Source organism: Streptococcus mitis, assembly GCF_013305725.1.
Classification (GTDB): Bacteria; Bacillota; Bacilli; order Lactobacillales; family Streptococcaceae; genus Streptococcus; species Streptococcus mitis_BO.
The window spans coordinates 849,419-872,863 of record NZ_CP047883.1 but is presented as its reverse complement, the minus strand read 5'-3'; the positions used below and the strand labels follow the sequence as shown (position 1 = coordinate 872,863).

The window sequence follows — 23,445 nt, the reverse complement described above, 5'->3', positions numbered from 1 at the left end:
GGTACTTGCCAGAGGATTTTTTGATGCAAAAAGAGACTGAGGAAACACTCAATCTCTACTTTTCACTTCTTTTGTTGCCACATCTTCTCCAAACCATTTTTGGCTGATTTCCTGGAACTTTCCTTCTTGGTATAGTTGAACAAAGGCTTGGTTTAATGCTGTTAATATTTTTTTATCAGCTGGCCTAACTCCGACTGCAAAGGATTCACTTTCAAATCCTGCTGAAAAGACATTATAGTCATTTAATATCCCCTCAGACTGAAGATAGTAATTAGCATACACTCGGTCAATTAACAAGGCATCAATCCTGTCATTCTTCAAATCAATCAAGGCTTCATTGAAACTCTGGTATTGATTGGCTTTCTGGTCTTTAACACGATTTTTCAGTAAATCTGGCTGGGCTTCAAAGTCTAAATAACCAGAGGAACCTGCTTGGGCTCCCAAGATCTTATCCTTCATATCCTCTACTGAACGAATTTGCTGGCTTTTCTTCGCAACCAGAACTTGCTGATTTTCCATATAAGGAATGCTAAAGGAAACCTTCTCTCGGCGTTCATCAGTGGCAGAATAGCCATTCCAGATGGCATCAATGGTCCCATTTTGCAGTTCCGTCTCCTTCATATCCCAGTCGATTGGTTGAAATTGAACCTTAAAACCTAATTTTTCAGAGACAGCTTGTGCTAAGTCAATATCAAAGCCTGTGTACTGTCCATTCTTTTCTTCAAAACCCATGGGTACAAAGGTATTATCAAAACCAATGGTTATACTCCCCTGCTCTTGATATTTATCCCAGTTATCCTGCTTTGGATCACTAGCCTTTTGAGTACAAGCTGTTAAAAAAAGAGTCAGGAGAGAAACCAATACTAAAGCAATTTTCTTATTAGTCATCGGCACCTCCTACTTGGGCTCAACCTTGAGAATCTGATCTGCGATGTTTTCAGCGAATTGTAAATCATGAGTAACGACAATCTGCGTCATTCCAAGTTCTCTATTTCGCAAGATCAGTTTTTCCACTTCCAAGCGCAATTCTGGATCCAGAGCAGAAGTTGGTTCATCGTAACCAATGATTTCTGGGTCAATCATCATAGCACGCGCCAAGGCCACCCTTTGCTTTTGCCCACCAGATAGTGAGAAAGGATAGGCGTCTGCATGGCCAGCCAGTCCTAACTGTTCCAAAAGCCTTCGCGCCTTCTTATCAGCCTCTTGCTGCTTCATTCCCATAGTTTTCACAGGTGATAAAGTCAAATTATCTAGAACTGATAAATGAGGGAAAAGTTGAAAATCTTGAAATACAAATCCCAGTAGATTTCGTTTCTCCAATTCATCCAGTTCTAAAGGTTCTCCATTATAAAAGATTTGCCCTGAATCAATGGTTTCCAGACCCGTAAGCATACGTAAGAGGGTTGTCTTACCTCCACCAGAAGGCCCAACGATAGCTAGGATTTGCTTTTCAGGAATTTTTAGACTGAAATTGGACAAAATTTGCTTTTCACCAAAGCCTTTATTGATATTTCGTAATTCTAACATGGCAGCCTCCTATCTATAGTAACTGTACTTCTTCTCAACTTTTTTGGCAAGAATGGTCACAATCCCAATCAAAATCAAGTAAATGGCTCCTGCTAAGAACATTGGAACCAGACTAGCATCACGGTTTGCAGCTGTTCGACTAGCCAAGATAAGGTCTGAAATGCCTAGAGCATAGACCAGAGAAGTATCCTTGACCAAACTCATGACTTCGTTAAATACGCTAGGAAGAACAATCTTTATCACCTGAGGCAAAATAATATAGCGAACTGTGGCAAAGGGACTGAACTTCAAGACCTTGGCAGCCTCATATTGACCTTTAGGAATGGTATCAATCCCTCCACGGAAGATTTCAGCAAAGTAAGCTGCATAATTGAGAACAAAAGCAATAATAGCCGCAGGAAGGCGATCCAAACGAATCCCAATATTTGGGAGCACATAATAGATAAAAATCAATTGCAAGAGCAAGGGTGTACCCCGCATAATCCAAATATAAATGTTAATCAGATGATGGAGGGGCTTCCAATGGACTTGCAAGGCAAAGGCAATCAAAACGCCCAAGGGAATAGAAAAAATCAAGACCAGTGCAAAAACCTGCAAAGTCATGCTTGCACCGCTCAATAAACTTGGTAATATCTCAAACAAATAAGACATACTGCACCTCCTAAAAATAATTGTTCCTATTATAGCATAAATAAACAAAATAACCAATAATTTTTGTAAAAAAATTCTCTTTAAAAAAGAAAAACTATACCTATCAAAAATGATAAGATACAGTTTTAAAAATATATTCTTACAATCTCTCAAATAGTTCTTGCATTTGCACATCATCTGGAACCAGTTTTAAGTAAGCTTGAGCATTGACTTTTGCTTCCTCAAAGTAGCCCAATTCACGCAAGAGATAGATATAGTGTTCCAGAAATTCTGGATTGTTTTTCAAATCTCCTGCCAACTCTTGGTAATGCTCGTAGGCAGTATCCAAATCGTCCATCTCTTGATAAGAACGAGCAATCATCCACTTAGTCAAGAGATTTTCTGGCTCCTCACTTTGCAAGTCTAGAATGTCTTCATAACGTTCCTGTTCTAGATAAATAGTTGCTAGACGGAGTAAAATTTCTTCTGTATCCTCAGCGTCTTCTTTTGCAGTAAGGAGGTAGTTTTCTGCACCACTGGCATCATGTAATTCATAAGAAAATTGTGAAGCTGCTAACAAGAGTCTTGTTTCAAAAGGATTTTTCTCCAAGCCTTGCTTAGCGATACGCAGGGCTTCTTGAACCTGATGTTCCTTATGCAAGGCCTGACTATAACCATACTCATAGCCTTCAAAGTCAGGTGAAATGGTATCAAGCTGCTTAAAGTAGAGGACAGCTTTTTGGTATTCTTCTTGATCAAAGTAAAGACTGGCTAACTCAAAAGCTGTTAAGTCATCGTATTCTAACTCCAGGGCTTTTTCTAAAAACTCTGTAGCCGTTTCAAATTTCCCTAACTGGGCATAGGCAAAGCCAATCCGTTGATAGGTGGAAATGCCTGTTTGCTCATAAATAGTACGATTATCTAACTGGGAATAGCCTTGAATGGCCTCTTGATAATTTTCCAACTCACTATCCAACTCTGCTAATCCCAATATCAAGAGAGGATCTTCTGAGTAAGTCAAGGCCTCCAATAATTTCTCACGCGCCACATCTGTCAAACCTTCCAACTGGTAAAGGTCTGCCTTCAGAGCCAAAGCCGAAACATACCAGTCACTGTCAGCTTGGATTTCCTCAAGATAAGCAAAGGCTTCTTCGATTTGACCATCCTCACTAGCAATAGCTGCTAGATTAAGATGAACCTCTGGAAAATTTTCTACAATTTTCAAGTAAATTTCCTTGGCCTGAGGATAAAAACCAATCCCTTCAAGATAAGTTGCCAACTCATACAGAAGGTCACTTGGATCATTTTCTAAAGCTTTGACGAAATAGTGCTCAGCCTTGGTTAAATCTTGCTCCTCCAAAGCCTGTAACATCTGTTGACTATTGTTCACTCTTATCTTCCTCTCCCTCTAGTTCATATAGGCCACTGACTACCTTATACCATTCAAAAATGGCTGAAATGACAACTTTAGCAGAAGCATAAACCGGAATACCGAGCAAGACTCCCCAGATACCAAACATGGATCCTGAAGTTAACAAAACAAAGAGAACATTAATGGGATGGATGTTTAATTGACTTCCCAAAATCAATGGAGAGACAAAACGACCTTCAATAGTTTGTTCTACGATAAAGACAATCACTACTTTTAAAAGCATAACTGGCCCAGCAATCAAGCCCAATACTAGGGCAGGAAGCATGGCTAGGAAACTACCCAAATAAGGAACCAGATTTAGAATACCAGCAGTAATCCCCAGTGTAACCGCATAGCGTAGACCAATAATCTTGAAGAAGATGATAAACATTACTGCTACAATAATAGCCACTGTTACTTGTCCTCTAACATAATTAGACAACTGCTGATTCACATCTGATAAAACTTGTCCAACAGGTTCTTTCAATTTCGTTGGCATGAATTGGGTCAAATAGTGACGTAGGCCTTTCCCATCACGCAAAAGATAAAAGAGCATGAACGGAACGATAATCAAGGCAACAATCACTTGAGAAGCCCCGCTAATAAAGGCGCTCACCCAGTTGACTGCCTGAGAAGAAACTTTACTTGCCCAAACTGTAGCCTGACTTGAGAAGTTTGTCAAAACTTGTTCTAACTGAGGTCTGAAATCATCTGGTAAACGCTTAGTTACCAAATCATCAATAACTCGATCAGCATCTTCAAGGTAGATTGGTACATTTCTTGCAAATGTTAAAACTTGACGTTGCAGATTTGGAATAGCTACTGCCAAGCCCCAAATGATAAAGAGAGCGATGATGACAAAGACAATACTAATCGCTATAACACGATTGATTTTGTGTTTCTCCATCCAATCAACTATAGGATTTAATAAATAGTATAGTAAACCAGATAGAATGACTGGCAACATCACGACTGCCAAAAAGTCTAAAACAGGTGAAAATAGAAAACTAATCTTACTTAAAATAAAAAGATTCAGTCCTAATAATAAGGTTACCAAAAATACCGTAATTGCCTTGTTATCCAAAAACCACTTGAAAAACCAAGATAGGCTAAAATGTTTCTCTTTTTGCTCCATAAATACTTCCTTTCTATTGTTCTCTCATTATACCATTTTTAGATCAAAATAACTCTTTTTTAAAGTGCTTACATACCATTGAATTGTACCGCATATCATATTGTGAATCTATTTTGTGATATAATAGTATTATCTTTATAAAGAGGTATAGTCATGAAAGAAACTGTTTATTTTGGAACTTACACACGTCGGACTTCCCAAGGGATTTACAAGGCAGACTTTGATACAGAAACTGGGCAGCTTTCAAATCTAGAACTTTTTGCAGCTGAACCAAGTCCAACCTACCTTGCCTTTGACCAGCACCAACATTTATACACTGTTGGTAGTCAAGATGATAAGGGGGGAATTGCAGCCTATCAAACTAATGGTACCTTATTGAATCATGTCGTTGAAGAGGGAGCCCCCCACTGTTATGTTGCCGTTGATGAAGAGCGTGATTTGATTTACGCAGCAAACTACCACAAGGGACAGGTCCTTGTTTATAAACGTCAGGAAGGTGGTCGTCTTCTACTTAGTGATGTTGATCAACACAGTGGCCAAGGTCCACATGAGAATCAAGCTTCTCCCCATGTTCACTTTACAGATTTAACACCTGACCACTATCTAGTGACTTGTGATTTAGGAACTGACCAAGTCATCACCTATGACCTTGATCAAGAAGGGAAATTATCTAAACTCTATACATATCACAGCCAGTCAGGAGCAGGCTCACGTCATATCATTTTCCATAACCACTATAAAATCGCTTATCTGATTTGTGAACTCAATAGCACTATTGAAGTCTTAATCTACGATGGTGTTGGCGAATTTGAACGCATGCAAGTCATTTCAACTCTACCAGACGGTTATAAAGGCTTTAATGGTACTGCTGCTATTCGTCTCTCTAAAGATGGTAAATACCTCTACGCTTCTAACCGTGGTCATGATTCTATCGCAGCATATACAATTCTTGCGGACGGTAGCTTAGAGTTATTAGAAATCGTTCCGACACATGGTCAGACTCCACGTGATTTTGATTTGACCCCGGATCAAGAATTTGTCATTGCTGTCCATCAAGACTCTGACAATGCAACCGTCTTTAAACGCAATCCTGAAACCGGTCGTCTAGCAGAACTTTCTAACGACTTCCATGTACCAGAAGCAGTCTGCATCAGTTTTGCCCCTTAAGAAACCATAAAAAATGAACTTGAGTTACCAAGTTCATTTTTTTCTTATAGTCTATTTCCGACATTAATACGGTTAATGGCGCGTTGCAGTGCAATCTTCGCACGACGTTCTTGGTCAATCAAGTGTTTGTCTTGTGCTTCTTCAATTTCACGCTCTGCTCGAAGTTTGGCACGTTCTGCGCGACTAACGTCGATATCACGAGCACGTTCTGCAGAGTCAGCAACGATTGTGATAACACCATTAGCAACTTCGATAACGCCTCCGTTCACTGCAATCCAGTTCACGTGATTTTCATCATCTAAACGTTTAACCTTAACCTCATCAACTGCTAAAACTGCAATCATATTTTCATGTCGTGGCAAGATTCCCATCTCACCATCCAGAGTTCGAACTGATACATAGCTGGCATGGTGATCATAGACGAGACCATCTGGTGTCACGATCTGGACAGTTAACTGAGCCATAGATCACCTCTTAAAATCCCATTTTTTCAGCTTTTGCAATCACATCTTCGATAGAACCTACACCACGGAAGGCATCTTCTGGCAAGTGGTCGTGTTTACCATCAAGGATTTCCTTAAAGCCACGAACAGTTTCAGCAACTGGAACATAAGAACCAGGCTGACCAGTGAATTGTTCCGCAACGTTGAAGTTTTGTGACAAGAAGAACTGGATACGACGGGCACGAGCAACCAAGGTCTTTTCTTCATCAGAAAGCTCATCCATACCAAGGATAGCAATGATATCTTGCAATTCATGGTAACGTTGAAGAACACGTTTTACTTCAGCAGCAACTGCATAGTGCTCTTCTCCAACAATCTCAGGTGCCAAGGCACGTGAGCTTGAAGCAAGTGGGTCAACGGCTGGGTAGATACCCAATTGTACCAACTTACGTTCCAAGTTAGTTGTTGAGTCCAAGTGAGCGAAGGCTGTTGCTGGCGCTGGGTCAGTATAGTCATCCGCTGGCACATAGATAGCCTGGATAGAGGTTACAGAACCCTTTTTAGTTGATGTAATACGCTCTTGCAATTGACCCATTTCCGTAGCAAGTGTTGGTTGGTAACCAACGGCTGACGGCATACGACCCAAAAGAGCAGATACTTCTGAACCAGCCTGAGTGAAACGGAAGATATTATCGATAAAGAGAAGCACGTCTTGGCCTTCTACATCACGGAAGTATTCGGCGATTGTCAAACCAGTAAGGGCAACACGCATACGTGCTCCTGGTGGCTCATTCATCTGACCAAATACCATGGCTGTTTTCTCGATAACACCTGATTCTTTCATTTCCCAGTAAAGGTCGTTCCCCTCACGAGTACGTTCCCCAACACCAGTAAATACTGAAATACCACCGTGTTCTTGGGCAATGTTGTGAATCAATTCTTGGATTAAGACGGTTTTACCAACTCCGGCACCACCGAAAAGTCCAACTTTACCACCTTTAAGGTAAGGGGCAAGAAGGTCGATAACCTTAATCCCTGTTTCAAGGATTTCAGAAGAGGTAGACAACTCATCAAAAGTTGGAGCTTTTTTATGAATTGGCTGACGCTCTGCATCTTCTGTAAAAGGAGCTTCCAAGTCAATGGTATCTCCCAAAACATTGAAGACACGTCCCAAAGTTTCTTTACCTACTGGTACAGAGATTGGACGACCTGTGTCCAATACTTCCATTCCACGAGTCAAACCATCTGTTGATTCCATGGCGATAGTACGAACCATACCATCTCCCAACTCCAAGGCTACTTCAAGGACGATTTTTGTTTTTCTTTCGTCATTTTTGTAGACGACAAGTGCATTGTTAATCTCAGGAAGTTTTTCCCCTGCTGCAAACAAGACGTCTACAACGGGTCCGATAACCTGAGCAATTTTACCTGAACTCATCTCCTTCTCCTATTCTATATAAGATACTGTCGGTCCCTAGCTTAACTAGGTCCTAAGTTCATTTTCATACGAGCTGGACTAGTGCCTATTCTAGGGCACTAGCTCCTGCTACGATTTCTGTAATTTCTTGTGTAATCGCCGCCTGTCTGGCACGGTTATACTGAATTGTCAAATCATTAATGACTTTTTTAGCATTATCTGTCGCTGTTTGCATGGCTGTCATACCCGCAGCATTTTCGGCTGTCTTAGCGTCGATAATAGCACCATAAATCATACTTTCTGCAAACTGAGGCAACAACTGCTCCAAAATTTCTTCTCGGCTAGTTTCCAATTCAAAGGTCAAGCTGTAACTGTCATCCGCTTCATTTGGATCCAAGTCAACAATCGGAAGCATTTGCTCCACACGCATTTGACTAGTTAGCGTATTGACATGGTGGTTGTAGCAGACATAGAGTTCATCAAAAAGTTCATTTTGATACATTTCAACTGTTTTTGAAATAATCTTACGAACTTCATCAAAGCTAGGTTGATCCGCCAAGCCACGTAGTTCATAAAGTGGTTGAATACCACGAGCCTTAAAGAAATCAGCTCCCATTCCACCGATACAGATCATTTCAAAACCTGTACCGTCTGGATGGTATTCTTCTTTCAACTCCATAACGGCTTTCAGAATAGAGGAATTATAACCTCCAACTAAACCACGGTCTGAAGTGATGACGATATAGCCTGTCTTCTTGACAGGACGGCTAATCAACATCGGATTGGTTGAGCCACCAGATCCATTACCATGAAGAATATCTGTCAAGAGCTTGCGAACTTTCTGAGCGTAAACTTGGAAGTTGCGAGCAGCTTCTTCAGAGCGACCTAGCTTAGCAGCTGATACCATTTGCATGGCATTAGTGATTTGACTCGTATTTTTTGTTGAGGCGATTTTTGTTTTAATATCATTTAGAGATACTGCCATCTGACACCTCTATTCTTATTGGAAGCTGGTTTGATTGAGAAACTCTGTAATCGCAGCATCCAAGACTGCTTCTTCTGGCAAGTCTTTTGTATCACGAATGGTTTCCAAAATCTCTGGATGTTGAGCATCAAAGAAAGCATGGAACTCTTCCTCGAAACGAACAATTTCATCTACAGGAACAGTATCCAGGAAACCATGTGTCAAAGCATAGAGAATGGTTACTTGTTTCTCAACAGGTAATGGTTTGTGAACAGGTTGTTTCAAGACTTCAACTGTACGACGTCCACGGTTCAACTTAGCCTGTGTTGCTGCGTCCAAGTCAGAACCAAACTTAGTGAAGGCTTCCAACTCACGGTATGAGGCAAGGTCGATACGAAGTGTACCAGCAACCTTTTTCATGGCTTTAATTTGTGCAGAACCACCTACACGTGATACAGATGAACCCGCATCGATGGCTGGACGAATACCCGCATTGAAGAGACCATCGCCAAGGAAAATTTGTCCGTCAGTGATAGAAATCACGTTGGTTGCGATATAGGCAGAGATATCTCCTGCTTGTGTCTCGATAAACGGTAGGGCTGTAATAGATCCACCACCAAGTTCATCAGAAACTTTAGCTGAGCGCTCAAGCAAACGGCTGTGAAGGTAGAAAACATCCCCTGGGAAAGCTTCACGACCTGGAGGACGACGAAGCAAGAGAGACAGTTCACGATAAGCTACCGCTTGTTTTGAAAGATCATCATAAACGATCAAAACATGCTTACCTTGGTACATAAATTCTTCCGCCATGGCAACCCCAGCATAAGGAGCTAGGAAGAGCAATGGAGATGGTTGTGAAGCAGAGGCTGTCACAACGATTGTGTAATCCAAGGCACCGTACTGACGTAGTGTTTCTACTTGCGTACGAACTGTTGATTCTTTTTGTCCAATCGCAACATAGATACAAATCATATCTTGACCTTTTTGGTTCAAGATTGTATCAATCGCAATGGTTGTTTTCCCTGTCTGACGGTCACCGATAATCAACTCACGTTGACCACGACCAATCGGTACAAGGGCGTCAATAGCTTTCAAACCAGTTTGCAATGGTTCTGATACAGACTTACGTTGCATAACACCAGGAGCTGGCGCTTCTACTGGACGAGTTTTATCAGTGTGGATTTCTCCAAGACCGTCAACTGGACGACCAAGCGGATCCACAACACGACCAATCAGACTTTCACCTACTGGGACTTCCATGATTTTACCTGTACGGCGGATTGTATCGCCTTCACGGATATCTGTAAAATCACCTAGGATGATAATACCGACGTCTGTTGACTCCAAGTTCTGAGCCATCCCATAAGAGCCGTTTTCAAAAATCAATAACTCTCCACTCATGGCATTTTCAAGGCCGTGAGCACGCGCGATACCGTCCCCGATATAGGTTACAACACCTGTTTCAGTCACATCAAAATTGGGTTTGAAATTTTCAATTTGTTGCTTAATTAAAGCGCTGATTTCTTGTGCGTTAATTGCCAAAAGAACACCACTTTCTATTTCAAATTTTCTTTAACAACTTTAAGTTGTTGTTTAATACTCACATCAATTGTCTTGTGATTGGCAAAAATGACAAAACCACCAATAAGACTTTCATCGATTTGTTCTTTTACACTCCTTACTTTAAGAGACATTTTTTTCTCAATCAAAGGGAGCAAGCGACTCTTCTGTTCATCAGTTAAAGGATGAGCTGACGTAATCGTCACTTCAAATCGATTTGTTTCTTTTTCAAGTCGGTTCAAGCAATCTACAAGAATATCATAAAAAAGATTTGCTCTGTGATTGTAGATAAGAACCTGGATAAAGTTTTGCAATAAAGGTGACACAGAGTCTTGGAAGAAAGCAATTGTTTTTTCCTTATCAGACTCGTCTACTGCCACTTTTTTTAAAAAAGAAGGTAAACCTGTTTCTTCAGCAACTTGCTTGATTTGAGCTAAGTCTGAAAAGATACGGTCTTCTTCTCCTTTTTCTAAAACCAATTGGACAAAAGGCATGCTGTATTTTTCAATTACCTTTACTGTTTTCTTGTCCATTAAGCTTCTCCTAACTGATCGATATACTGATCAATGAGTTCTTTATGGGCATGACCGTCAAGGTTTTGTGAGATGATTTTACCAGCCAGGCTGATTGTCAAATCTGCTACCTCACCCTTAACGCTTTGTAAAGCTTCAGCTTTATTTTGAGCAATTTCTTGGTTCGCTTTTTCTTTCAAGCGTCCTGCTTCTAGCTTAGCATCTGCTAAAATACTAGCTTTGCTTTTCTCAGCTGTTTCTTTCGCATTCTCAATGATTGTCTTAGCTTCTTTACGGCTACCAGCCAATTCATCTTCGCGTTTTTGAGCCAATACTTCTGCTTTTTGACGTGCTTGTTCAGCTCCGTCAATATCTGCTGCAATTTTTTCTGCTCTTTGTTCGAAAATACTAGTCAAATTTGACCAAGCATATTTCTTAACCAAGACTAGCAAGAGAATAAAGGAACCAGCGATTAGTATAAAATCACCAAGTAATTCACCTACTGTTACATTCATAAACTACTCCTTTCTATTCTTCATCATTAATTTTATTTCCTAGGTACATTGAAGATAACAATGTAAATACATATGCTTGTACACAAGAAATAAAAACAGAAAATGCAGTCCAGATTAGATTTGTTCCAAAAGCAATAGGGTACCAATAGAAGGCCTGATGAGAAAGTAGGACTAACATACTTGCCATCACTTCCCCTGCAAAGATATTACCAAATACCCGCAATGCAAGTGAAAGGAGATTGGTAACTTCTTCCAAGAGATTCATTGGTGTCATAAAACCTGGTGTTACAAATGCTTTTAAATACTTTTTGATTCCACGACGACGAATTCCTTCTACGTGTGTCATTAAGATAATTGTAAAAGACAAGACCAAGTCAAATGACAAATTTGCTGTTGGTGAGGTCCAAAGATTTACACCATCTGTAGTCTGAATTCTAGCCATTAAGCCAATATTATTTGCAATGGCCATAAATAGGAATAAACAGAAATAAAAGAGAGAATAATCCTTTATCATTGGACCAAGGTTTGATTTTGTAAATCCAACAACAAAATCAAATAAATACTCTAATACATTTTGTTTTCCTGTGGGTCTCAAAGTCATATTTCGAGTTGCCCAATAAATAAAGCCAAAAATAAGTGCTACAGTCAACAAAGTCAAAACTACTATGGTTAAATTAAAGGTAACAGGACCAATATTGATGGTTGGATTAATACTTTCTTCCATCTAAAATCCTCCCTTTTTCAATTTATACTTCTTTTATTTGATGATAAATGAAAAGACAAGAGTAACGAAGAAAGTACCTTCAATAAAGGCAACCCCTAGGATCATCAAACTACGTAGTTCTGAGATGATATCTGGTTGGCGAGCAACTGATTTCAACAAACCGTTCATCAACATACCTTCACCAAGAGATACACCCATACAGGCAAGACATAGACCGAAAAATGTTAAATTCATGACGAATTCTCCTTTTAATTAAAATTTACTTACTTAGTTTAGTCCTAAAAATTGGATTTGTCAACTTTTTACCAACATTTAAAGCGCTTAACGGAAATTATTTTCAATTTTACTATTTTTGAGTCTATTATATAGAAAACTTTGGAAAAAAATTGTAATAAATCCGTCCATTATCTAGACCTTTCTGAAAAATAATGAAAAAATCCGAGATGAAATCTCGGATGGAATTTAATATATTTTTCAACTTCTTTTCTTTTAGTGACTCGACTTAAAGGGAAAGCAACCAGAAATCATTCATTTCCTTCATGCTTATTAAGCTCGAACTGTGACGCTGGTTCCATCTTCCTTATAAAGATTGATAAGACCTTCTTTGAGAGCTCGAACCATGTCTCCTGCTTGAACAGGTTGTGGAACCTTGATTGTCAAAAGTTCCATTGGATTTGGAGCACGGTCGATTTTATTGCCTTTGGCATCGTGCAAATCTTCTATATAAGTTTCAAAATGACGGAAACCTGGGCCATAAAACTCAACTTGGTCGCCTTCGTTAATGACATTCCGTTGACGAATGGTTGCTGTTTGTGTTGCATCATCATAATCAACGACTTCAGCAACAAACTTGTACTCAGGAATTTTACGACGAGCACCAAACAACTGCTCATTTTCAGATGGTGTACCATAGTAGAAACCTGTTGCTAATTCACGTTGGGCGACCTTCCACATCTCATCAATCAAGTCTTGCTTAATTGCTTCAAACTTCTCTGGACTTTCTAGATAGGCATCAACAGCTGCCTTGTAGCAGTTGGTTACAGTTGAAACATAGTGAATAGACTTCATACGTCCTTCTATCTTCAGACTGTCTACTCCATTTTCAATCATATCTGGAATGTGGTCAATCATAGACATGTCAACAGCTGACATTGAAAATTCTTCTGGGATTTCCCCTTTCAAGCTCTTACGTTCTTTCCCAAATGGCATATCATAAAGATCATACTTCCAACGGCAAGACTGAGAGCAACCACCACGGTTAGCATCACGCATACTCATGTGGTTTGAAAGAGTACAACGACCAGAGTAAGAAATACACATGGCTCCGTGGACAAAGGCTTCAATCTCAACATCTGTACGTTTGCGGATTTCAGCTAATTCTTCCATCGAAACCTCACGCGCCAAAACGACACGAGTCAAGCCCAGTTCTTTCCAGAACTCAAGGGTTTCATAGTTGGTGGCACTTGCTTGGGTAGAAAGGTGGATTTCAAGACCTGGTGCTTCAGTCGCTGCAATCATAATCAAAGCTGGGTCAGATACGATAACTGCTGCAATCCCGATATCACGCAGTTTACGGAACCACTCACCAGCTCCCTCCTCATTTCCTTCGTGCATCACCATGTTTGCAGCTACATAAACCTTAGCACCGTACTTGGCCGCAAATTGGACACCTTCTTCCATCTGTTCAAAGGTAAAGTTTCCGGCACGGCTACGAAGACCATAGGCCTGACCACCGATAAAGACAGCATCCGCTCCATATTGAACAGCTACTTTTAGCTTCTCTAAAGTTCCTGCAGGTGATAAAACCTCAGGACGTTTTAATGTTTTTGTCATGTTTTCTCCTATTTGCAATATAAAAGTTTGACGTTTTTCCTTCTCATTTTATAGTAAATAAGCCATAAAATCAAGCCTAGACAGATTGTTTTGACAATTCTAAACTTTTAAGAAAGCAAAAAATCTAGCCTTTCTAGACTAGTTATTTTCAAGATAAAATTCAAAACGTTCGCCAACATACTGACTTTTCACGTATTCAAAAGCTGTCCCGTCTTCTAGGTAGGAAACCTGAGTCAAACCAAGAATAGCATGTCCTTTTTCAACTTCCAAATAGTGGGCAATCTTTTCTTTAGCAAGGCGAGCATAAATAGTCTGTTGAGATTTGCCTATACGGTAGCCGTGTTTTTGCAAGGTTTGGAAGAAATGACTGGTGATTTCTTCTTTTTTAAAGTCCTTAATGAATTTTTCAGGAATAGAAGCAACTTCATAAACCAGAGGAACTTGGTCGGCATAGCGAACACGTTCCATTCGGATAATATTTTCGGTAGGAGAAATTCCTAGCTTGGCAACTTCCTGTTCATTGGGAATGGTTTTTCTGTAGGAAATGAGTTGGCTAGAGGGTACTTTACCTTGGGACTTAACAATTTCAGTAAAACTGGTTGTCCCTCGCATCTTTTCTTGTACACGTGTACTGGATACAAAGGTGCCACTTCCAACTCTGCGCTCTAAAACACCTTCTTCAACTAATAGAGATATAGCTTGGCGGAGGGTCATGCGACTGACCGCAAACTGCTCTGCTAAGTCTCGTTCACTGGGAAGTCTCTCACCAATTGCCCAACGATGTTCGTCAATATCCTTTTTAATCTGATCATGGATTTTCATATAAGCGGGTAGCATATTTTTCACTTCATTTCTATCTTTTCTCTATTGTACCCCAATAAACTAGAAAAAGTCAATCTTCGCCTTGTTTAGTTGGTAATTCGCCCTTATTTGTGATAGAATATTGAAAAAAGATATTTCTTTTGAGAAAGGAAAAAGATGAGCAACATTTCAACTGATTTGCAAGATGTAGAAAAAATCATCGTATTGGACTATGGTAGCCAATACAACCAGCTGATTTCACGCCGTATCCGTGAGATTGGTGTTTTTTCAGAACTGAAAAGCCATAAAATTTCAGCTGCTGAAGTTCGTGAAATCAACCCTGTAGGAATTATCCTTTCAGGTGGTCCAAACTCTGTATACGAAGATGGTTCATTTGATATTGACCCAGAAATCTTCGAACTTGGAATTCCTATTTTGGGAATTTGTTACGGTATGCAGTTATTGACCCATAAACTTGGAGGAAAAGTTGTTCCTGCAGGTGACGCTGGGAATCGTGAATACGGTCAATCAACTCTTACTCACACACCATCAGCTCTTTTTGAATCAACACCAGATGAGCAGACTGTTTTGATGAGTCATGGCGATGCTGTTACAGAGATTCCAGCTGATTTTGTTCGTACTGGTACTTCTGCTGACTGTCCTTATGCAGCTATTGAAAACCCAGAAAAGCACATCTATGGTATCCAATTCCACCCAGAAGTTCGTCATTCTGTATACGGTAATGACATCCTTCGTAACTTTGCCCTTAACATCTGTAAGGCTAAAGGCGACTGGTCAATGGATAACTTCATCGATATGCAGATCCAAAAAATCCGTGAAACCGTCGGTGATAAACGTGTCCTTCTTGGTCTATCAGGTGGTGTTGACTCTTCAGTTGTTGGAGTTCTTCTCCAAAAAGCGATTGGCGATCAATTGATCTGTATCTTCGTAGACCACGGTCTTCTTCGTAAAGGAGAAGCGGACCAAGTTATGGACATGCTTGGTGGTAAGTTTGGTTTGAATATTGTCAAAGCAGATGCTGCAAAACGTTTCCTTGACAAACTTGCTGGCGTTTCTGACCCTGAGCAAAAACGTAAAATCATCGGTAATGAATTTGTGTATGTATTTGATGACGAAGCAAGCAAGCTTAAAGATGTGAAATTCCTTGCTCAAGGAACTCTTTATACAGACGTTATCGAATCTGGTACAGATACAGCTCAAACTATCAAGTCACACCACAACGTTGGTGGTCTTCCAGAAGATATGCAGTTTGAATTGATCGAACCACTTAACACTCTTTACAAGGACGAAGTTCGTGCCCTTGGTACAGAGCTTGGTATGCCAGACCACATCGTATGGTGCCAACCATTCCCAGGACCAGGACTTGCTATTCGTGTCATGGGCGAAATCACTGAAGAAAAACTAGAAACTGTTCGTGAATCAGACGCAATCCTTCGTGAGGAAATCGCTAAAGCTGGTCTTGACCGCGATATTTGGCAATACTTCACAGTGAACACAGGCGTTCGTTCAGTTGGTGTTATGGGTGACGGTCGTACGTATGACTACACGATTGCAATCCGTGCCATCACCTCTATCGACGGTATGACTGCTGACTTTGCCAAAATTCCTTGGGGAATCCTTCAAAAAATCTCAGTACGTATCGTAAATGAAGTGGATCACGTTAACCGGATCGTCTACGATATTACAAGTAAACCACCTGCAACCGTTGAGTGGGAATAGAATAATAGAATAAAAAGCCCTTAGTCTACAAGTTTCTAAGGGCTTTTCTTTGGCTTCTGATGATAAAGGATGATCTAGTTTAAATCAAAAAACTCTCATCACATATTTCTATGGTATTCGTTTCATGTGCTAAATCATCAAGAGCATTTACGACCAGATCTCCTATCACTGGATGCTGGATTTAAGGGTGGATGATACAATTCCTCATTTTACCTCTTATGGTAAGAATTACAGTCGTCATTTTCAAGATTAAGACTCCACCTTGACCAAGAAATTACACCTGTATTCTCTTATACTCGCCCTCGTTGAAAGAAAGGGAAGATTCGCCCTAAGAACTTTGTCTACTATAAATACCATTACTGTTACCTCTGCCCTGAAAATCAAATCTTATCTTACTCCACAACAAATCTCGATGGCTATCGTGAGTACAAAAGCAATCCTAATATTTGCCCAATTTGTCCTCTGTTATCCAGTTACTCGCCATATTTGGAAGAAATATTTAGAGATTTGTGAGGAAATTTGGCATCAAATGGGAAGCAAGAGATTTGACCATAAACTCAAAGAAACGGTAAGACAGCATTTTGGTCAAACCAAAGAATACCACAATCTACGTTACACAAGGGAAGTTTGTAATTCCAAAATGAAGGCAAAAGTTGGACTTACTTGGGCATGCCTGAATATTAAAAAATGGGTAAAAATGATGGCGGGGAAGCCTTTTTATTTTGCACTGAAAAGTGTTTTGATAAAGATTCCAACCCATTTTGAGGATAGTAGTGCTGAATATATAAAAAAGACAAACACTAAAATGATGTTTGTCTTTTGTCTGAAAGAGGAAGTTCTGTACACTCTCTATTAATTTCTCATAAACTCACTAGAGTCGATAAAGAACTTTATTTTCTCGCTACTTCCTCTTAAATATTCTCTTTAAAATTTTCTTCTGAATTTTCCATCATTTTACAAAACTCACTGTAGGATGAAACCTTCTGAGGGATTTGGATAGAGCATTTTTTAAGCAAGACTCCGTACCCCGCTACTTCTCCTATTTCACTATTTACTGACTGCTCTATACTAGGAAAAATTAGTCCAGCTTTCTCAGCTTCTAAAATATAAGAATAGGAAATCAACTGGAACAAGTCCTCACGGTTGATTCCTTTTTCAGTATCTTCAAGTTTTTTATATTTAGCATCTAGAACAATCTTTCGTTCTCTATCATAAAAATCTGGATAGACTTTTCGTTTCCCATCAGAAAATACTAGAATGCCTCCTTTCTTTTCTTTATTTCGAGGATGTAAAAATCCTTTTGGTAACAAGGTGTAAACATACTCTTCCCAAAGCCAGGAAACATCAAAAAGAATACCGTGGATTTTTTTCTCTTGGTATCCTAAACCATTCTTTTCTCTATTTAGGATCATCAGGCAAAGCTCTTGCAACTTTCTATACTCTCGAAAATAAGCATGACGAAGAGGTTTGGTTTTATTTATTCTGATAAATTTAGCACGATCAGCTAATTTATAAGAAGGGGTTACACGCGTAACTTCAGCTATAGTTTCACGATTACTATCGAGTAGTGCTCCAAAACTTTTTTGAGTCTTTATGTACTCAATCGTATGCCGAATCAGCTGCATGAGAGGATTATCATAGGTGAACTCTCTCGTTGTGTAGGCGATATTTCCCGTGAAAGGAAGATTTTTCTTGAGATGATTTCCTACATCTATCACTCCCTTTACATGACTGTCGTTATGAGAAAATCTCTGGTATTCCTTATAAAGACCTTTTCGAAGAGAAGCTTGCAGATACTTTGGAAAGAGGTAAACCAAGAGTTGATAGAGTTTATCTTCAGGAGATAGACCGACATCCAAACTAGTCAGATTGATATTGAGAGTCTTTTGTAAAAGATAATGTAAAAAATGGTCGTTACTTTCATCAGAAAAACGAGAAGAAATCGTCAATCTTTCCTGATCACACCCCAGAAAACCAATCACATTACCTGTTTTAATTTCCTGATTGACTGTTTCAAAAATCTTTTGGTCCTTATCCAAATCAGGAGTATGAGTCAAATCATTTGGAAAAATAAAGATATTGTCCTCTTTAGAAAGGTTATCCAGTGTTCTATCAAGAAGTGCTTGACTTAATTTGGGATATTCTGCGACAAAATCTTCCTTAGCAAGTCTATGCTGATTATCAGTTATACGCATTATCATTCGCAACGCCTTCATTGTTATCAGCTATAGACTCACTTGCTCCCTCTATACTTATCTGATTAAATGCTTTTTTCAATGTCTTCAGAGTTTCATCCTCTTCATAAGAACCCCGTAAGTAATCTTCCAAAAGCGGCTTGAGGTAATCAGACCAGAGTAATTCATAGTCAAAACCTACATCCTTCAACTTAAGGAAATAACTTGGTCCGATATGATAATGACTGTTTAACTCCTGAACATTTTCGATAGCAGCATTTAAGTTTCTTAAACGTTTTTTCGCTTCTTCTGCTTCATCACCGAGAACATCGTCTAGCATACCAACTTGACTCTCGGCAGTAACTTCAACAAAACGGAAGCGACGACGCATAGCAAAATCAAAGGTGTCCACCGAGCGGTCAATATCATTCATTGTTCCGATGATGTAAACATTTTCGGGGATATAAAACTTTTCGTCAGTTTCGTGTAGATTTGCATATTGGGTAGAAACACTTCCCTTTTCACCACGATAGCCAGGGTCAATAGAGAAAAAGAGTTCACCAAAAATCTTAGAAATCTCACCACGGTTGATTTCATCAATGATGAAGACAAAATTCTTGTCTGTGTTGATCTCTGTTGGAGAGATATAGTCTTTCAAACCAAATCTTTTCTTTAAAATTTCAAGGACTTTTTTTCCTTCACTCTTATAATACTTTTGTTTGTCATAATTCGGATTTTTATAAAGTTCGTATACATAATTCCTAGATAAACTCCATCCTGATGTTCCCTTATCGTAATTAACGGATAGGTTTTGTCTGCTATTTACTGACAGGTAAGAACCCTTTGTTAAATACTCTTTTTCATCCGAATTATTTATATAGGCTAGGTAACAATCCCAAGCTTCATCAAAATTGTCTTGTCCTCCAGTTTTCTGAGCTTCTTTCGCCCTCTGACAGAACTTCTTAAAAATACCATCCTCTAGCTTAAACTCAATAGCTCCATCCCCATTTGATGCCGGTCTCAGCCCCTCTACAAAATCCGTATAATCATAAGATGGGTGAAACTGTACAAAGCCGATTTGCTCCTCCCGACCTTCCGTTAAATCTTTAGCAATTTCTTTAGCAAGATAAGTTTTTCCTGTACCAGGTGCACCTCGGAGGATTAGGTTTTTGGATTGTAGTAGAGTTTGACTCAATGGGTGATAAACCTTATATTCTGCAGACATTTTTTCTTCTTTCTTTTCTTTATCGTCTAGAAATTGTGTTGAATATTCAAATAAAATGCTTCCCAAAATTGAAGATTCTAGTTCAGGATAGGTTTTAGAAAATAGTTTACAAATCTCATGATTCTGACGATAGGGTCCTCCTTGATTACTTTGAGGAATCAACCTATTCCAAAATTCATTCTGACTATTCATATTTACTCCTAAAAAAGAATTGTTCTCAGAATAAATACAAAGTAGTTTTGTCACCACAGCAGAACGACCAATAAATTCATTTGTGGACTTTTTCATATCAAATATAGGATTGTCAAAATCAAGTTTACTACCGATTTGAATAATCTGATACAGATCTCTTTTTAGTTTATTAAAACGTTGCTCCAATTCAGATATAGGAATGATTTTATTAGTTTGATTTTTATAGCTTTGGGTATCCTCATTCCAATAAATACCAAATTTTGAAGAGCCTCCTCCTCCAATACCTAAAAATAAAGATTTGTATTTCCCCCTCTCAAGACTATAGCAAAAAGAATTACTTTTAGCACCTTTCCCAATAACATAATCATCAATAGACATGGTTAAAATTCTATCAAGTGGCCACTCTTTAAGAAATTCTTCACGTAATTGTTCATTGTAAATACTATATTTAGATGCATCTTCTCTTAGTCTTATCTTATTTTCTTGGTACCAAGCATAAAAATCATCCAAACTAATTTTTCTTTTCAGCATCAATCTTACTCCTTTTATAATAATGTTCGAATAAAAAACTATATATTTCATATATAGAATATCATACCCTATAAAAAAAGAAAAGAATTTCTAAAGAAAAGCCTAGTGTAGAGTAGGGTATTCCCTCATAACACTAGACTTCTTTTTTATCTTAATAATACTCTCCCTGACGGTAGTCCCATGAGTTAAAGGTGTCTGACAGGTGCATCATAATCTTATCAATGTCAAGCCCTTTGCGGATTACAACTGGTGCTGGTGAAGTTGAACGTGCTCCTCCTTGTTCTGGGATGAGTTTACCGTATTTATCAACCATAGAGACCATCACACCTTGCTCGTAGCGAGTTTCAATCGTTTTGTCAGGCTGGATAGATGCCACATAGTCGTCTGCCTCGATAACAAGGTCAACTGCCCTTTCGATGCGTTCTCCGATACCTTCTACTTTACCACGGTTTCCTTTTCCAGATGGGTTTGCAGATGAGGCATAGACCATCTTGCCTTCTTCCCAAAGTTTGGCAGCCAATTGTTCACCAGCTTTCCCGAATTTGATAACAAAACAGCTAGTACCACGCACGTCAGTCATGAGTTCTTCACGGCCATCCCCGTATGCTTTTAGTTTTTCAAAGGCTTCTGGTTTCCAAGGAAGGATACAACCAAGAAGAATATCTTCATCCCAATGTTTTTGGTAAAAGGCTTCAATTTCTGGGTTGAGTTGTGCTAAAGCACGAAGCTCGTCCATGCTACCGCAGAGAACAACACCTGGTTTGTTACGGTTACGTTCTTTAGCTTCAAACTTACGTTCAAGACCAGCCTTATCGCTAGTCATGATGATGTAACCAACTTTAGTAGGGCAAACAATACAACCGCCCTCACCTTTTAAAATGTCATATCCTTCTTGTGAAAGTGTTCCGTTCCATTGAATGTGTTTTGTCATAGTTCTATTTCCTTTTCTATTTTTCTTATAATCCTGCCAGTAGGCTGGTCGTTGTTTTTCATAAGCAGCAATCAAATCTTCATACTGCAAGGTAATTCCGATATCATCCAAACCATTTAAGAGTTTGTGTTTCCATTCACTATCGATTTCGAAAGTGAATTCTCCGACTGGTGTGATGATTTTTTGTTGTTTCAAGTCCACAGTTACCTGGTCACTTGGTTGTAGCTGAGCTAGTTTCTCTCGAACCTCTCTAGGCTGTACAATAGGCAACATGCCATTATTAAGTTCATTATTGTAATGAATGTCCCCAAAAGATCCTGCAATCACAACCTTAAAACCATAGTCCGCTAGAGCCCAAGCTGCGTGTTCCCTTGAAGAACCTGCGCCGAAGTTATCCCCTGAGATGAGAATACTGGCTTCCCGATATTCAGGTCGGTTAAAGACAAAGTCTGGGTCCTCAGTATACTTGTCGTCCAGATAACGCCAAGCATACATGAGGTACTTACCAAAGCCTTTTTTATCAATCAGCTTGAGAAACTGCTTGGGTAGGATTTGGTCGGTGTCGATGTTATCATTCATGAGAGGAACGGTCGTTCCCATATAAACTGTAAATTTCTCCATATCCTCTCCTTACTGGGCCTCTGGCATTTGCCGAACATCTACAAAGCGCCCTGCAATAGCTGCTGCTGCTGCCATGGCTGGACTGCAGAGATGGGTCTTAGCGCCAAATCCTTGTCTGTCCTCAAAGTTTCGATTGCTGGTTGAGGCACAGTGGACACCATCTGGAACCTTGTCAGGATTCATCCCTAGGCACATAGAGCAACCTGGGTCTCGCCACTCAAAGCCAGCATCTAGAAAGACCTTGTCCAAGCCCAACCTCTCAGCAGCTCGTTTGACAGGACGAGAGCCTGGAACCACAATAGCTGTTAGATTAGGAGCAATTTTCTTCCCTTTAACAAATCGCGCAGCCAGTTGCAAATCGCTAAGACGAGCATTTGTACAAGAGCCGATAAAGATATAACCTAGTTCAATATCTGCTGGCTTTTGACCAGGCTCCAAGTCCATGTAATTGTAGGCTCGCTCATCATTCATATCCTTAATTTCTGGGAATCTACTGTCAAAGTCAACCCCCATAGCAGGGTTGGTTCCCCAGGTCACCATAGGAGCAAGGTCTGAGACATCCATATGAATAACCTTATCGTAAACAGCATCATCATCACTGACAATTGTTTTCCAATCCGCCACAGCCTCTTCGAAGTCCTCTGGAACACATTCTCGTCCCTTGAGATAGTCATAGGTGGTTTGATCCGGATTCATGATTCCCATCTTAGATCCAAACTCGATGGACATATTGCAGATGGTCATGCGCTCTTCCATACTCAGTTCATCAATTGCTTGTCCACGATATTCCACCACGTAGCCAACGCCGCAAGCAACGCCGTACTTGGCAATCAAGGCTAAAATGAAATCCTTGGAATAAACTCCTTTTTGAGGAACTCCAGTGAATTCCACCAACATTTTCTTAGGTTTGACCTGCCAGAGGGTCTGGGTAGCAAAGACATGTTCGACCTCACTGGTCCCAATTCCAAAGGCGATTGCTCCAAAAGCACCGTGAGTTGCCGTATGGCTGTCTCCACAGACGATGAATTTTCCTGGTTGGGTCCGTCCAGTTTCTGGTCCCACCATGTGCACAATTCCCTGTTTTTCAGAACCGTGGGCCGCATGTTCAATCCCAAACTCCTCAACATTTTCAGCTAGCTTATCAATTTGCGCCTTGGAAATGACATCTCGAATATCGTAGATATTGACTGTCGGGACATTGTGGTCGAAGGTTCCAAATGTCAAGTCTGGTCGTCTCAATCTGCGCCCTGCATCTCGTAATCCTTGAAAAGCTTGAGGGCTGGTCACCTCGTGGATATAGTGCTGGTCCACATACATGAGTTGGGGCTGCCCCTCTTCTCCTGTGATGACATGGCGGTCCCATAATTTATCAAAAATCGATTTTCCTGCCAT

Annotated in this window: 21 protein-coding genes and 2 pseudogenes; 3 read left to right on the top strand and 20 right to left on the bottom strand. The window is 39.8% G+C overall.

Going from position 1 to position 23,445, the window contains the following annotated elements:
• Nucleotides 1-48 precede the first annotated feature (48 nt).
• The 5 genes from M594_RS04310 to M594_RS04290 form a co-directional block, all read right to left on the bottom strand.
• On the bottom strand, nucleotides 49-888 hold the full coding sequence (locus M594_RS04310) for an amino acid ABC transporter substrate-binding protein (protein ID WP_173876066.1): 840 nt from the start codon (nucleotides 886-888) through the stop codon (nucleotides 49-51).
• Between the two features lie 9 nt (nucleotides 889-897).
• On the bottom strand, nucleotides 898-1,527 hold the full coding sequence (locus M594_RS04305; protein ID WP_173876065.1) for an amino acid ABC transporter ATP-binding protein: 630 nt from the start codon (nucleotides 1,525-1,527) through the stop codon (nucleotides 898-900).
• 9 nt (nucleotides 1,528-1,536) lie between these two features.
• Nucleotides 1,537-2,178 (bottom strand): amino acid ABC transporter permease, encoded by a 642-nt coding sequence (locus tag M594_RS04300; RefSeq protein WP_173876064.1) that lies wholly within the window; start codon nucleotides 2,176-2,178, stop codon nucleotides 1,537-1,539.
• Between the two features lie 139 nt (nucleotides 2,179-2,317).
• Nucleotides 2,318-3,547, bottom strand: a complete 1,230-nt coding sequence (locus M594_RS04295) for a tetratricopeptide repeat protein (RefSeq protein WP_173876063.1) — start codon at nucleotides 3,545-3,547, stop codon at nucleotides 2,318-2,320.
• On the bottom strand, nucleotides 3,537-4,703 hold the full coding sequence (locus tag M594_RS04290) for an AI-2E family transporter (protein WP_173876062.1): 1,167 nt from the start codon (nucleotides 4,701-4,703) through the stop codon (nucleotides 3,537-3,539). The genes M594_RS04295 and M594_RS04290 overlap by 11 nt, the downstream gene beginning before the upstream one ends.
• A gap of 153 nt (nucleotides 4,704-4,856) precedes the next feature.
• On the opposite strand from M594_RS04290, the gene M594_RS04285 reads away from it, so the two are divergent.
• Nucleotides 4,857-5,870 carry a lactonase family protein gene (locus M594_RS04285; protein WP_173876061.1) on the top strand — a complete coding sequence of 338 codons (1,014 nt, stop codon included), beginning with the start codon at nucleotides 4,857-4,859 and terminating at the stop codon, nucleotides 5,868-5,870.
• A gap of 44 nt (nucleotides 5,871-5,914) precedes the next feature.
• Here the strand turns inward: M594_RS04285 and M594_RS04280 are convergent, their stop codons facing one another.
• From M594_RS04280 to M594_RS04235, 10 genes are all read right to left on the bottom strand, one after another.
• Nucleotides 5,915-6,334, bottom strand: a complete 420-nt coding sequence (locus tag M594_RS04280; RefSeq protein ID WP_049544030.1) for a F0F1 ATP synthase subunit epsilon — start codon at nucleotides 6,332-6,334, stop codon at nucleotides 5,915-5,917.
• Between the two features lie 10 nt (nucleotides 6,335-6,344).
• Nucleotides 6,345-7,751 (bottom strand): F0F1 ATP synthase subunit beta, encoded by a 1,407-nt coding sequence (atpD, locus tag M594_RS04275; protein ID WP_000094357.1) that lies wholly within the window; start codon nucleotides 7,749-7,751, stop codon nucleotides 6,345-6,347.
• An 85-nt stretch (nucleotides 7,752-7,836) separates the two neighbouring features.
• Nucleotides 7,837-8,715 (bottom strand): F0F1 ATP synthase subunit gamma, encoded by an 879-nt coding sequence (locus tag M594_RS04270; RefSeq protein ID WP_049544028.1) that lies wholly within the window; start codon nucleotides 8,713-8,715, stop codon nucleotides 7,837-7,839.
• Nucleotides 8,716-8,730: 15 nt separating this feature from the next.
• A complete protein-coding gene (atpA, locus tag M594_RS04265; protein ID WP_042900828.1) occupies nucleotides 8,731-10,236 on the bottom strand; it encodes a F0F1 ATP synthase subunit alpha in 1,506 nt (501 codons plus the stop codon).
• A 14-nt stretch (nucleotides 10,237-10,250) separates the two neighbouring features.
• Nucleotides 10,251-10,787: a F0F1 ATP synthase subunit delta gene (locus M594_RS04260; protein WP_004256581.1), complete on the bottom strand. Its 537-nt coding sequence runs from the start codon at nucleotides 10,785-10,787 to the stop codon at nucleotides 10,251-10,253.
• Nucleotides 10,787-11,281: a F0F1 ATP synthase subunit B gene (gene atpF, locus M594_RS04255; protein WP_001103468.1), complete on the bottom strand. Its 495-nt coding sequence runs from the start codon at nucleotides 11,279-11,281 to the stop codon at nucleotides 10,787-10,789. The genes M594_RS04260 and atpF overlap by 1 nt, the downstream gene beginning before the upstream one ends.
• Before the next feature lie 13 nt (nucleotides 11,282-11,294).
• Nucleotides 11,295-12,005 (bottom strand): F0F1 ATP synthase subunit A, encoded by a 711-nt coding sequence (gene atpB / locus M594_RS04250; protein WP_000392870.1) that lies wholly within the window; start codon nucleotides 12,003-12,005, stop codon nucleotides 11,295-11,297.
• Between the two features lie 33 nt (nucleotides 12,006-12,038).
• Nucleotides 12,039-12,239 (bottom strand): F0F1 ATP synthase subunit C, encoded by a 201-nt coding sequence (locus tag M594_RS04245; protein ID WP_001054560.1) that lies wholly within the window; start codon nucleotides 12,237-12,239, stop codon nucleotides 12,039-12,041.
• Between the two features lie 312 nt (nucleotides 12,240-12,551).
• Entirely contained in the window at nucleotides 12,552-13,838 is a 1,287-nt protein-coding gene (locus tag M594_RS04240; RefSeq protein ID WP_173876060.1) for a peptidase U32 family protein, read from the bottom strand.
• Nucleotides 13,839-13,976: 138 nt separating this feature from the next.
• Nucleotides 13,977-14,675 (bottom strand): GntR family transcriptional regulator, encoded by a 699-nt coding sequence (locus M594_RS04235; protein WP_000936183.1) that lies wholly within the window; start codon nucleotides 14,673-14,675, stop codon nucleotides 13,977-13,979.
• 141 nt (nucleotides 14,676-14,816) lie between these two features.
• Here M594_RS04235 and guaA point away from each other — a divergent pair, with 141 nt between their 5' ends.
• Nucleotides 14,817-16,379 carry a glutamine-hydrolyzing GMP synthase gene (gene guaA / locus M594_RS04230; protein ID WP_173876059.1) on the top strand — a complete coding sequence of 521 codons (1,563 nt, stop codon included), beginning with the start codon at nucleotides 14,817-14,819 and terminating at the stop codon, nucleotides 16,377-16,379.
• Nucleotides 16,380-16,652: 273 nt separating this feature from the next.
• Nucleotides 16,653-17,235 (top strand): annotated as a pseudogene (locus M594_RS04225) (transposase); the annotation flags it as partial.
• 55 nt (nucleotides 17,236-17,290) lie between these two features.
• Here M594_RS04225 and M594_RS04220 read toward each other — a convergent pair.
• From M594_RS04220 to leuC, 5 genes and pseudogenes are all read right to left on the bottom strand, one after another.
• The gene (locus M594_RS04220; protein WP_173876741.1) at nucleotides 17,291-18,574 is read right to left on the bottom strand and encodes an McrC family protein; all 1,284 of its coding nucleotides are present in this window, start codon (nucleotides 18,572-18,574) and stop codon (nucleotides 17,291-17,293) included.
• Nucleotides 18,561-20,501 (bottom strand): McrB family protein, encoded by a 1,941-nt coding sequence (locus M594_RS04215; RefSeq protein ID WP_173876740.1) that lies wholly within the window; start codon nucleotides 20,499-20,501, stop codon nucleotides 18,561-18,563. Before M594_RS04215 ends, M594_RS04220 begins: the two co-directional genes overlap by 14 nt.
• Nucleotides 20,502-20,652: 151 nt before the next feature.
• Nucleotides 20,653-21,432 (bottom strand): L-threonylcarbamoyladenylate synthase, encoded by a 780-nt coding sequence (locus M594_RS04210; RefSeq protein ID WP_084887036.1) that lies wholly within the window; start codon nucleotides 21,430-21,432, stop codon nucleotides 20,653-20,655.
• A 33-nt stretch (nucleotides 21,433-21,465) separates the two neighbouring features.
• Nucleotides 21,466-22,053: pseudogene (leuD, locus tag M594_RS04205) on the bottom strand (3-isopropylmalate dehydratase small subunit); the annotation flags it as partial.
• 9 nt (nucleotides 22,054-22,062) lie between these two features.
• Nucleotides 22,063-23,445: a 3-isopropylmalate dehydratase large subunit gene (gene leuC / locus M594_RS04200; protein WP_084924269.1), complete on the bottom strand. Its 1,383-nt coding sequence runs from the start codon at nucleotides 23,443-23,445 to the stop codon at nucleotides 22,063-22,065.

Coding starts and splice junctions, on each gene's coding strand:
- M594_RS04310 (WP_173876066.1), bottom strand. CDS start 888: ATGACTAATAAGAAAATTGCTTTAGTATTGGTTTCTCTCCTGACTCTT.
- M594_RS04305 (WP_173876065.1), bottom strand. CDS start 1,527: ATGTTAGAATTACGAAATATCAATAAAGGCTTTGGTGAAAAGCAAATT.
- M594_RS04300 (WP_173876064.1), bottom strand. CDS start 2,178: ATGTCTTATTTGTTTGAGATATTACCAAGTTTATTGAGCGGTGCAAGC.
- M594_RS04290 (WP_173876062.1), bottom strand. CDS start 4,703: ATGGAGCAAAAAGAGAAACATTTTAGCCTATCTTGGTTTTTCAAGTGG.
- M594_RS04285 (WP_173876061.1), top strand. CDS start 4,857: ATGAAAGAAACTGTTTATTTTGGAACTTACACACGTCGGACTTCCCAA.
- M594_RS04280 (WP_049544030.1), bottom strand. CDS start 6,334: ATGGCTCAGTTAACTGTCCAGATCGTGACACCAGATGGTCTCGTCTAT.
- atpD (WP_000094357.1), bottom strand. CDS start 7,751: ATGAGTTCAGGTAAAATTGCTCAGGTTATCGGACCCGTTGTAGACGTC.
- M594_RS04270 (WP_049544028.1), bottom strand. CDS start 8,715: ATGGCAGTATCTCTAAATGATATTAAAACAAAAATCGCCTCAACAAAA.
- M594_RS04260 (WP_004256581.1), bottom strand. CDS start 10,787: ATGGACAAGAAAACAGTAAAGGTAATTGAAAAATACAGCATGCCTTTT.
- atpF (WP_001103468.1), bottom strand. CDS start 11,281: ATGAATGTAACAGTAGGTGAATTACTTGGTGATTTTATACTAATCGCT.
- atpB (WP_000392870.1), bottom strand. CDS start 12,005: ATGGAAGAAAGTATTAATCCAACCATCAATATTGGTCCTGTTACCTTT.
- M594_RS04245 (WP_001054560.1), bottom strand. CDS start 12,239: ATGAATTTAACATTTTTCGGTCTATGTCTTGCCTGTATGGGTGTATCT.
- M594_RS04240 (WP_173876060.1), bottom strand. CDS start 13,838: ATGACAAAAACATTAAAACGTCCTGAGGTTTTATCACCTGCAGGAACT.
- M594_RS04235 (WP_000936183.1), bottom strand. CDS start 14,675: ATGCTACCCGCTTATATGAAAATCCATGATCAGATTAAAAAGGATATT.
- guaA (WP_173876059.1), top strand. CDS start 14,817: ATGAGCAACATTTCAACTGATTTGCAAGATGTAGAAAAAATCATCGTA.
- M594_RS04220 (WP_173876741.1), bottom strand. CDS start 18,574: ATGCGTATAACTGATAATCAGCATAGACTTGCTAAGGAAGATTTTGTC.
- M594_RS04215 (WP_173876740.1), bottom strand. CDS start 20,501: ATGCTGAAAAGAAAAATTAGTTTGGATGATTTTTATGCTTGGTACCAA.
- M594_RS04210 (WP_084887036.1), bottom strand. CDS start 21,432: ATGACAAAACACATTCAATGGAACGGAACACTTTCACAAGAAGGATAT.
- leuC (WP_084924269.1), bottom strand. CDS start 23,445: ATGGCAGGAAAATCGATTTTTGATAAATTATGGGACCGCCATGTCATC.